The sequence below is a fragment of the Pseudomonas sp. genome, assembly GCF_050739995.1.
Lineage (GTDB): Bacteria > Pseudomonadota > Gammaproteobacteria > Pseudomonadales > Pseudomonadaceae > Aquipseudomonas.
Map to the genome: position 1 here is coordinate 1 of NZ_JBOICG010000270.1, position 10,611 is coordinate 10,611.

The following is a 10,611-nucleotide window of genomic DNA, read 5'->3' on the forward strand; positions in this document are numbered from 1 at the left end:
TGCGTCGGGTCGCTTTTCACGACGCGCTGCTTCAGGCGCTTGAGGACCCGCGACCGCACGTATCGAGGCTGGCTCATGACTTTATTGGTCAGGAGCGAGGCGCGAACGAGGAGCTGATTACCTGCCACGGCACAGACCGAGGCTGGTTCATGAGGAGGCCTTGGATCGAAATTTCGGCGCTGCTGCCTCGAGGCAAAGAGTTTCAGTATCCGGGATCTGCCATCGTTTCGCTGAAGCTTCCCGATACCGCGGGTGTGGATGTGGTTCTGGATCAAAAGTGGATGTTAAGGAACTTTCTGGGCCATGCTGAGAGCCCTGTATCTTCTGAAGCTAGGCCATTCTTCAAGGGGCCGCTGGCATCGGACAAAATTGGCGAAATCGTCGATCTCAATCATTGCCGTTTCATAATCCCTCCTGAGGCCCTCAAGGAGATCATCAAAGCTTCGGACGCGCTTTCTGACGTATACCTCGGTGCGTTGCGGGAGCAAGAGTCTGATTGGGAGTCAGTGGGTTTTCCAGTCGTAACTTGGAATGGGCCGCAGGTGGCACTCTGCAAAGTGGATAGGCGGGTCTGGGAATGGATCCTCGCGTTCGCCAATCATCATGACGTACGTAAAGGCACGACCGAGTGGCATATTTTCCATGAGGCTCAGGATCGGCTGATGCCATTCTGTGAGTTGGGCTACAGGGGCATTTTCTGGGGGGTAAATATCCCAGACCTTTGCGCTGAATCGGAAATAGCTATTCTTTGGGACCCGTCCTTTCTTGACGGGCGCGCGGACCGCCGAGCCGTCTGGTCCTGCATTGATACCTACACCTGGATTTATGAGGAACTGCTACCCGCCATCGGGAGGTGGATTTCCGCGAGTCGCTTCACGCGATTGCAGCGTTGGTTGCATCCGAAAGCAACGCAAAACGAGATGGCACGGATCGTAGAAACTTGGACCAGCGCTTGGATAGTGAGTGAAGTCCGAAGTGTGCATCTGTTGCCAGGAGACGCCTTCCGTAGTCTTGGGCTTTTTCTGACATTAAGTCGCCTCCAAAGCTTCTACAACACTCCAGGACGCTATAGTCGGGCGCATTTTAGTCTCGAAGTTTGTATGGGGCTTTATCGCACGCTGCTTTGCTTGCTTGAGGGCGGGCGTGGGAATGCGCCTCACATGGGAGCGAACCTGGGACTGCGAGCTAGCTGTCAGGATCACGCCGAGCTCAGAACCCACCTCGTCGAACAAATGAGGTGCGGGACGATCATCACCGAACCGGCTAGCGTAGAATATGTGATGCGCGCCATCCTTGAGGCAATAGGCGAGGACGACGGATGGGTCGATCCAAGAATACGTGATGCGGCGTTCGAATCACTGATGCCTTGGATGGTATTTCATGACAGGCAATTGCTTATTGAGCGACACAGCCGATACATCTGAGACCGCCCGTTACATTTAGGCCCCCAAAAATGGATCAGACCACGATTCGAAAACCTTATAAACGTGATCTGACTACCGCAGCCTCATTTTGCTTTGAAGGAATAATGGATGGTTCAAGATTTTCTAGCACAGATTAATGGCACGGTCGCTGCGCTCACTGCCGTGGTTGGAGTGATTGTCCTAACACTTACCAGTTTCTTTAAAATATTCTCTCTGTATGACCGCCACTGGTCACGGAGGCATCATAAGATTTTGAAAGAGCTACGTGCACTCGAAACCTCTCAAAACCCCTTCACTCACTACCTGGATGAAGCTATTTACCTTGAAAGCTATCGTATCGCCAGCGGGATTCGTGCGAATAAGATGAAGGCTGGTTTTCTGCTTCGATTGGCTTTGATAGGTCATTGGAACCGTTGGCAAATTCGGCAAATCGCTAGGTTTCTGGTTGTTTCACCCGAAATGCCTCTGCTAACGCTTCGGATCAGCAGATGGGATGTCGCTGGTGCGCGCTTATCACTGTCTTTAGGACTCTTAATTATGGTCATAGGTGCCGTCCTCGGGTTTGCAGTAATGGTGAAGGGAACAACGCTTGGTTCTTTCTACGCTGGAATAGGGCTTGAGATTGCGTTCACTGTTGTTGCGGCACTGGTCATGTCCAATTACAACACCTATAAGGTCGCTCGGCAGTTCAAAGAGTATGCGAACGATCATCCAGAGATTTTCTGTAATGAGGAGTCTGGACCCCGTCCTAAATGCAACATCACACAGAGCCTGCAAGCTTGTGAAGTGGAGAGAGCAGCGTCATAGGCAGCAGTGCTATGTTCTGGCAGACAATCCTGATCATTTAGTCCCGGGTCGATAGCGGCCTGTCGCTAAGGGCTGCAATCGTGTAATTGCTGCCTGCCAAGGAGGCCCCCAATCCGCGCCCCAAAGCTGCCGCGCGACCATTCACAGCAAGTCCGTTCCCGTTACCAATGCCCTTGGGAAGAATATGTTAAAGGTCTGGATACTGTGCATCCTCTTCTGATTGGCTTACGTGCTAATCCGCCCACAGTCCAGCCTCCGCATGAAATAGCTCACGCGAGACAGTGTTTGGTCTGAACTAAACGATATCACCTCGACAACGAGCCCGTGTCGGCCTGGCTGCGTGCGACCGGATGCAAGAGTCCGCACGGCGCCAGTGCCGGCTACAAATACCTGGAAGGAGCCTATCTGCTCAGGGCCGCGCTGTCCGATGCGCGGAACGCTAAGGGCGGCTATCCGGTGGAGAACCTGGGGGTGCTGGATTCGGTAATCTGGCACGAGATGTGGCGAAGCAGGGCTTAGGCCTTCGATATGCTACGAAGGACGTAGGCACCGCGGAAAAACAGTTAGGCCACTGCAGGAGTATTTGATAAATTTATCTGATATCAAAAAGCCATTTTGCTTCGTTCACAAGGACGTGTCATGACCAACGTCAACGTTTATCTGCGGGAAAACCTCGGCAGTATCTCCAGCAATATTTCCGTCGCTCCGCGTATCGATGAAAAGAAACTCAATAATGCGGTAGAGGCCTTCGCCTTTACCGGCAGCCCGTCCACGGTCGTGGCGCTATTCGACAACACCCTGTTCGGCAGCGGCAAGGACGGAATCCTGTTTACCGGGGAACAACTGATCTATCGCAGCGGGAGCTTTGCTGATCCGGTCAGCGTGCCCTTCGTCGATATTGCCGCAGTGGAGTATGTCGAGACGGTCAGCGGCGGTAAGGGTGACAAGGTGGAAGTGTCACTGCTTATCAGCCGCAAGGAGGACGCCGACCTGACCATCACCGGTCTGTCGAGCTGCAACTATCGCAAGCTGGCGCAGACGCTGAAAACCTGCCTGCAGGATTTCAGCGAGTTCAAGGAAGAGCGCCAGTTGGTCTCAATCGATGAGTTGGGCGAGCCGCTGAAGGTGGCGTATGTCCAGGCAGTCATCAATTCGGCCTTCGCCAATGACCAGGTCATTGATGACAAGGAGTTCGCCGAAGTCCTCCAGTTGATGACGCGTCTGGATCTGAGTCCGAGCGCCCGTTTTATCCTGCGTGCCTATATGACCTCGGCCAGCGCACAGATTTCCCTGGCGACGCTGCTCGAGCGCATCCACAGCAACAGCCCGGTGGGGCAGATCAGGGCGCTGCACGTGTCGCTGGTCAAGGATCTGATCAACCTTTACTACAGCACCGGTGGTCGTGATATTGCCCTGTTCGCCTTCCTGCAGAGCAACCGCGAGCTGTTGCAGGTCAGCGACGAGGAAATCGAGCTGGCGGTCATGGCCATCAAGAACGATTACGATATGCTCCGCGACGATCTCACCGATGACCAGATCGTCTCCGCCCTCAAGCTGCTTTCCGCCAAGGCCGCGGCGGTGGGAACGCCGCTGGCGGCGGTGTATTTGTCGGGCTCGGTGGTGGGCATGTCCGCGGCGGGCCTGACTTCCGGTCTGGCGAGCCTGGGCATGGGCGGCTTGCTGGGGATGTCGGGCATGATGACCGGTATTGGTGTGGCTGTATTGATCGGTGTAGGCACTTATGCCGGTGTGCGCAAGTTGACCGGTGCGGATGAGCTGAGCCGCTCCAAGCGTCGGGAGCTGATGCTCAATGAAGTGATCAAGCAGACGCAACTGACCATTTCCTTGGTGATGAAAGACATCAACTTCATCACCAAAAAACTCAACGAAGCCATCCAGGCTCAAGGCGCTCAGGACGTTAAGATCAAGCGGCTGATGGGATTGATGACGCGGATGACCAGCGCCGGCCAAGTGCTAACGGAAAGAACCAGCACGGCCCAGGCCAGCGCCACCAAACTGCGCTGCGCCCAGTTCCTCGATGAAGGCAAGCTGCGCACGCTGACCCGCGAACCGACCAAGACTGAGCTGTACAACTGGATTCTGGACTTCTATGAAGAGCGCTCGGTGGTGGTGTCTAGCGCGGACGCCGCAGAGGAGGTGAGCGTAGTAAAGCTGTGCATCAAGCGCGATCGCGACAGCAAGCAGTTAGAGAATCTGGCCCGAGCCTTCGAAGTCATTGGTTACTTCAATGTCGGTGATGTGATATTGGGCTCAGCCAGCGAGGTGGCCGGCAAGGCCCGGGAAAAACTTAGCAGCCTGTTCTCATGACACAGAAAAGCCATCTGCACGATCAGGCGCAAGCGCTGCTGATCCAGCAGCATCAGCTCGACCAGACTAATGTGCACCTGGATCGGATGTTAGGTGTCCTCGACAGCATGGACCAAAACCAACGCAGCAACGATGAACTGCTCGAGAGCCTCTTGGCCCAGGCGCAAAGTGTCGTGGATGCGCAGGATGTGGTGTACGTCGGAGAGCACGAGCGGGTGCTTTTCGAGCGCGAGGGGTTGGCGGCACCCACGGACTTCCAGACACCCCTGCAGCCCCTGAAACTGCTCGATATCGTCGAGATCGACGAGGATTCGGGCTGGTCCGATTGCCTGGCGCAACTCGACGGCTACGCCACCCGCCAGGGCCTGGAGCGCGCTGAAGACCCGTTCCGCGGCCTGATGACCGACAGCCAGCGCATTACCCTGGAAAAGCGCATCCAAGCCGACTTCACCCTTAAGGCGGCAGCCTGCGACCAGTACGACTACATGATCGCAGGCACCTGCGGGCTGATCGGCGGGCTGGTCGATGTGTTCTTCGTCGGAGTTCCGGGCACGGGCGCGTTGGGCAACTGGGCGGACGAGCAGACGGATGATGTAGTCAAGGGCTTCGCCAGGCTGAACGGCTGGAAAGGCGGGAGGGACGACTCAAACAAGATTGCCGGCGCCATCGGCTTTCTCGAGGGAAAATTTAAAATCAATTACGATCATGCCACCAGCCACGTCACTGGCGATGCGGTGCAGAACATGTCGATGAAGAACCATCATGTGAAAAGCCTGGGCCACTCGCCCGACTTACTCGGGCTGTTCTTCTCCATCCTCGATCAGTTCAGCAACACCGCGCACTTTGTCGACAAGGGTAAGCTGATCAGCGTCAACACCAAGACCTTCGAATTGAGCGGCGGCAACCTGGCGGCCAAAGTGTTCGCCGGGTTCATGAACTGGCTGGGGCACCTGTTTTCCGATATGGCGGGTTCTTCCGGCGGTCGCGGCAAAGTGAATGCCAGGCGGGGCTCGGGTATCCCGATCCCGTTTTATTCGCTATTGCAGTTCATCAACGTCGGTTCGTTCGGACAGCACAAGCAGACCTTTTCGACCTTGGCCGTGAAAGTATTTGAGGCGGGCTACGACATGCGCCACGGCATTGCCATGGCGATTCCGGTGCTGATCACCGAACTGCTTACCCGCACCATGTGGGTGATCAAGCAGCGCTTCTATCACCAGCGACAATGGCGCGATTGCGCTCCAACACCTGGCAATCCCGAGCTGCGCAGGATGCTGGTGGTTGGTCATGGCACCTTGTGCATGGTCGACGTGACCGACGCAGCCTTGCGTTCGGGGGGCAATCTCGTTGCCTTCATGGCCCGCAGTAACCTGATCGCCTGGGTCCGTCTGGGCACACTGGCGATCAAGGATCTCAAGGCGTGCTATGCGGCAGGCGCTTTGGATGTGGAGGTTGTCGATGCCTATCTGGAGGAGGAGTACGCACGTTTGCTTACCGCGTGAGCGGGTATAAGTGAGAGCTGGTTGGGCGGATTTACAACCTCAAAGCTGAAGCCGCTTGCCTTGAATAGATGGGTGTGGTGTTAGCCTACTGAGCTCACGCCAAGATACTCGCGCTCAGTCACTTAAGCACACTCGGGCACTATAAGGAATGTCTGCTCTGGGTCCAGGCTCTGTGAAAACACGCTCTCAGTGTTGATGCATGCTTTCTTACACGAAGTCTACAGACAAAATCGGCTGCTCAGCAGACCTGCAATTTGCGTAGGAACGCGAGTTTCCGAGTGACTCCGTCAGCCATACCGGTCGAGCACTTTTTTACACAACCTCGGTCAACTGCAGTCCTTTGTGACGGGCAGCCTTGGCAACATCCTGTCCTAGAACTAGCCTAACTGGTCGTTCAACGCGCACGTAATACCGGCTAACTAGGGTGTTAGGCATCTCAAGGATATTTTTGTGAGTCTGGAACATATTTTTAAAACGCGAATCAAGCGTGCTGCCAATGTGCTTGCGGCCCCGCAGGCCGGACCGAGGTTCATCAGGTTCACGTCGTCAGATCTTTCCAGTACGGCCGCATTAAATTGCCTTCATACTCGGTTCCCAGTAGAGAAAACTGCGACGCATTATCTCTATCAAGTTACCTTAGAAGGTAAGAATTCTCAGCTCATTACAAGAGCGCGGAGTGCTTTTAGGCGCGTTCGCTCGACCAAGTCGTGGAACATGAGTCGTGACAACTCTGCACATCCGAGCTCAAGGTCAATTTACGTTGGCACCTCGAAGAATATGTACAACAGATTCCGAAGTCACCTAGGAACGGGTACGTCCACGGCTACGTGGGGGCTCTATTTGTCTGCTTGGGCGGCCCCACTCGGTGCGGAATTTCTGGTCGAATACTACGAGTTCAAAGACTCAATCGACGAGGATATCGAGCTTATCGAGGGTGTGCTTTGGGACTCCCTCCTGCCCCTTTTTGGAAAAAAGGGTGGAAAATGAATTTCAGCCTAACTTGCCGTCAGACAAGGCTAGAGTCAGCCAAAGCAGTCAGTAGCTAACATCTACGCCACAACCGCCAGCGGGGAGGGGGCGACACTATTATATAGGGCGACGACCCGAGTAAGTGGGACGCCATGATGATCATCTCCCGCGCCTCAGACGCCTCAAGTCCTACATGATGATGGGTTTGGGGGGGCCTTGTATCTTCCGATTGCGCCAGACATCAGGTCCGTCAGCGCCTGCTTTTCTCCAGCTTCGGCCATTTTTGTCCGTCAAAGGCCCGCACGGCGAGATTGTTGAAGGAATTCATCGCCGAGGCTTGCAGCTAGACGGATTGATACTTCAAGCACTTTGAGCGCGTCAAATCTGAAGAGACTGAGTGCGCTGGACTGTAGTGATATGTCGTCCGGGATTCTACGAGCTGCTATCCACGGCTTCAGCGAAACGCCTTACGCATAGTGCTTTCGCCCCAGTCTGTAAGGCTTATGCATTGGGTGTCAGGACTAGGATGATGACGACTGAAGCCATTGCAATTAAGCCAGGACCACGCTTCCGAATACGCCAGCGCTGCGTTCCTCGCCCCTATAAGCCGGGTAACCGAGAAGGACGGTTCTGCTTCCTTTCTCAAAAGGCAGCTTAGGCTCGAAGGCAGCTATATGACGAGTCATAAGCGTTGTTGAGGTTTTTAATAGTTTCTGGCCGGTCGCAGGCAAGCCTATGCAGACCTTGCGACAACCCCAATATTGTGTTGATATCAAAAGGCCTTCTCATGCAATCTGTTAGAGGTATACGCTGAGAAAATACAAACTTTGTAATGATTGGGCGCGAAACATTTTTGCATAACCAAAATGGTTGCCCTTGGGTGCGTATAAAATAATCCCTAGTACCTTAACCTGCTCGGAATGGAATCATGGCAAAACGGGATCCCAAAAAGAATAAGTCAAAACCTGTCAATCAAGCGAAAGCCTAGCCCTTGCTTGATATGGCCGGCATTTTCACCCAACACATATAACGCGCCGCGGACATTTTCGCCGACTTCATCTGACCCCTGTTTCTCGGCGTGGATAGCCAATTCCATCAGCGCGGCCTCTAGGGCCAATTGATTTTCATACATCCTTGCCAGCAGGTCTGATAGTGAGTATTCCATCGCCATTTCGTTTGAATTCCTGTCGAGAAAATTCAAGCATAGCAGTGGCACCGATTAGAATCGGTCACGTCATGTATCCAGCTCAATGAGAACAGTGATGAGTACCGAACTTACCGAAGAAGAGATACGTCGAGCATTGTTTGGCGACGTCGAGCCGCCTGCGCCAAGCGCCATTGCGCATCAGCAAAATGTCGCCCCGGATGATGTACCGGCGGTGCCTGTTACGCGCGCAAAGAAGAAGGCCTCAATCTCAAAAGGTTTTACGCCGAGGCTGAAGGTCACGCTGCGTGTGGGGAACGATTTTGAAGGTCAAATGCACGAGCTGGTGCATGAGGCCGACACGTTGAGCTCTTTGCTCGCAGAGCAAGAGGCAACCAAGGCGGCGAGGGAAAAATTCAGGTACGTGGAGGTGGTATCGGTCAAGTCGATGTAATTGCGTATCGCCGTATCGTTAAAAACCGGCCCGGTGTGATCGAGGCGGATTTTATGTTCCAGGGTTGCGATTGTTACCTCATGCGGCTGGAGAAAGGAGATCACGCTGACGCGCTTTAAGATTGTGGCCGCTCCAGCGTCTTAGCGCTGACAGGATGACCGATCTCAAGCGAATGGTGAGCCACCGCCATTGCAGCGGCGGCCGTCTCTTTTTTTGATCGGTCGCATCCTGCTTGAAGCGCGTCGGGTGAAGGCACAAGGCGAGCGGCTGCTAGCGGGCGGCCAGGCGATGAACCGTGGTGCTGCGCCAACATTCGACACACACTCAAACTCAAACCGACCCGCGCGCAGTGCGCGCGTCGGTATGTGTACCCAGCAACTAAGTTGGCTGGGTAGCTTCGTTTGCCCCAGCGTGCATATCCTCCGGTGTTTCTTCGTCATCAACGGTCGATGATTTAAGTAGAGTTGTGGCTCGACTTTCGAGCAGTGCACCGGCTTGAAAGTAGCCCATGACCGTACTCACGCTGCGGTGCTCGGTCATCGCCATGACTTCACCCAGTGGCACCCCCTGACGGCCGGCCTCGGTCACGAACCCTGAGCGCAAACTGTGCGCCGCCCAGTCGCCGTCCAAGCCCGCGAGTTTTGCACGACGCTGAACGATGCGCGCCACCTGGTCAGCTGATAAGCCTGCCGTGCCCACGTTGTCGCCCTTATACAGGCGCCGAAACAGCGGTCCCGACGCTGCAGGCGCAGCCTTTAGCCATTCGGTCAGCGCTTGAGCGGCCGGGCCGCGCAACGGTTTTTCACGACGAGTGCCGCCGGTGTCGGTCTTGGTGGTGCCTAAGGCATACAGCCAGGTGTCAGCATCCAGGCGACGCACATCGCCGATCTGCAAACCCACCACCTCGGAACGCCGTCGGCCACCCCCACTCCAGGCTAGTAGGAGCAGGGCGCGGTCACGCTTCCCGCGCACGCCATCGGTACAGGTGGCCAGCAGTGCCTGCAGCGGCTCAAGCACGATCGCGGTTTTCTTGCGCACGGTCACACCCTGGCGCGACTGGGCCTTGCGTGCGTCGCGCAGCAGGGTTTTCAGGGCTGGTGCTTCGGTGGGGCTGTCCCAGCCCTGCAAACGGTGCCATTTGCCGAGCACCGAGAGGCGATGACTGACGGTGTTATAGGCCAGCGTCCCCAATCCGCCCTTGACCCGTGCGGCCACCAAGGCGGCATCGACTGCCGGCGGTAGCAGGTGCGCCCACGTGCCGTCGCCCAGCGGTCGGGCCAGGTGATCCAGGACGAATTGTACCGCCATCGTTGCTGGCAGAGGGGCGTCGCCCAGCGTCTGGCCATAGCGCAGTTGCAGCCAGGCGGACCAATAGGCGAGGGCGCTGCGATAGCTGCGCACGGTGTTGGCTGCCGTGCCGGCGGCGATAAACGCCGCGGCCGCTTGCTGCGCGTTCGTGGCCAGTAAATGCGGATCCAGCAGGGTTTCGTCGACTAGGGTTAACTGATCTGTAATATTTAATACGTTCAACGTATGATAATTCCATTATTCAGAAAATAACGTCGGATAACATTCAATTATCAGACCTAATATACGCCGAGGTGAACCATGGCAGTAGGGGTGCCGGAAAACGACGTTTTTGCCGCCGCGGACGCAGTGTTGGCCCGTGGTGAGCGGCCGACGGTCGAGCGTGTACGCCTGGAGCTGGGTCGAGGTAGCCCGGCGCGAGTCGGCGGGCTACTGGATATTTGGTGGGCGCGTTTGGCCGAACGCCTGAATGGCGAAACGCGACTGCCGACATTACCCGGTGAAGTGTCACAAGCCTTTGTCGCGGTGTGGCAGCAGGCGATTCACCTGGCGCAGGGTGTGGCTGAGCAGGCGTTGTCCGAACAACGCCAGGTGCTGATCGTAGAACGCGAGCGTGTCGCCGAGATCGAGGATCAGGCACGTCAGGATGCGGCGCAGCTTCGCCAAAAGATGATC

8 protein-coding genes are annotated in these 10,611 nt (G+C 55.8%); 6 read left to right on the top strand and 2 right to left on the bottom strand.

Going from position 1 to position 10,611, the window contains the following annotated elements:
• From ACRESD_RS09185 to ACRESD_RS09200, 4 genes are all read left to right on the top strand, one after another.
• Positions 1–1,424, top strand: a 1,424-nt coding sequence (locus tag ACRESD_RS09185) for a hypothetical protein (RefSeq protein ID WP_431750623.1), incomplete at its 5' end; no start/stop codon positions are given.
• A 108-nt stretch (positions 1,425–1,532) separates the two neighbouring features.
• Complete coding sequence (locus ACRESD_RS09190; protein ID WP_431750624.1) at positions 1,533–2,231, top strand: hypothetical protein; 699 nt, start codon at positions 1,533–1,535, stop codon at positions 2,229–2,231.
• A 639-nt stretch (positions 2,232–2,870) separates the two neighbouring features.
• A complete protein-coding gene (locus tag ACRESD_RS09195) occupies positions 2,871–4,559 on the top strand; it encodes a hypothetical protein (RefSeq protein WP_431750625.1) in 1,689 nt (562 codons plus the stop codon).
• Positions 4,556–6,061: a hypothetical protein gene (locus ACRESD_RS09200; RefSeq protein WP_431750626.1), complete on the top strand. Its 1,506-nt coding sequence runs from the start codon at positions 4,556–4,558 to the stop codon at positions 6,059–6,061. Before ACRESD_RS09195 ends, ACRESD_RS09200 begins: the two co-directional genes overlap by 4 nt.
• Positions 6,062–7,988: 1,927 nt before the next feature.
• Here the strand turns inward: ACRESD_RS09200 and ACRESD_RS09205 are convergent.
• Positions 7,989–8,201, bottom strand: coding sequence for a hypothetical protein (locus ACRESD_RS09205; protein ID WP_431750627.1), 213 nt, complete (start codon positions 8,199–8,201; stop codon positions 7,989–7,991).
• Positions 8,202–8,292: 91 nt separating this feature from the next.
• On the opposite strand from ACRESD_RS09205, the gene ACRESD_RS09210 reads away from it, so the two are divergent.
• The gene (locus ACRESD_RS09210) at positions 8,293–8,628 is read left to right on the top strand and encodes a hypothetical protein (RefSeq protein ID WP_431750628.1); all 336 of its coding nucleotides are present in this window, start codon (positions 8,293–8,295) and stop codon (positions 8,626–8,628) included.
• 378 nt (positions 8,629–9,006) lie between these two features.
• Here ACRESD_RS09210 and ACRESD_RS09215 read toward each other — a convergent pair whose 3' ends face one another.
• The gene (locus ACRESD_RS09215; protein WP_431750629.1) at positions 9,007–10,158 is read right to left on the bottom strand and encodes a site-specific integrase; all 1,152 of its coding nucleotides are present in this window, start codon (positions 10,156–10,158) and stop codon (positions 9,007–9,009) included.
• 78 nt (positions 10,159–10,236) lie between these two features.
• Between ACRESD_RS09215 and ACRESD_RS09220 the strand changes: the two genes are divergently transcribed.
• Positions 10,237–10,611 (top strand): DNA-binding protein (locus ACRESD_RS09220; protein ID WP_431750630.1); only part of this gene is annotated, 375 nt, incomplete at its 3' end.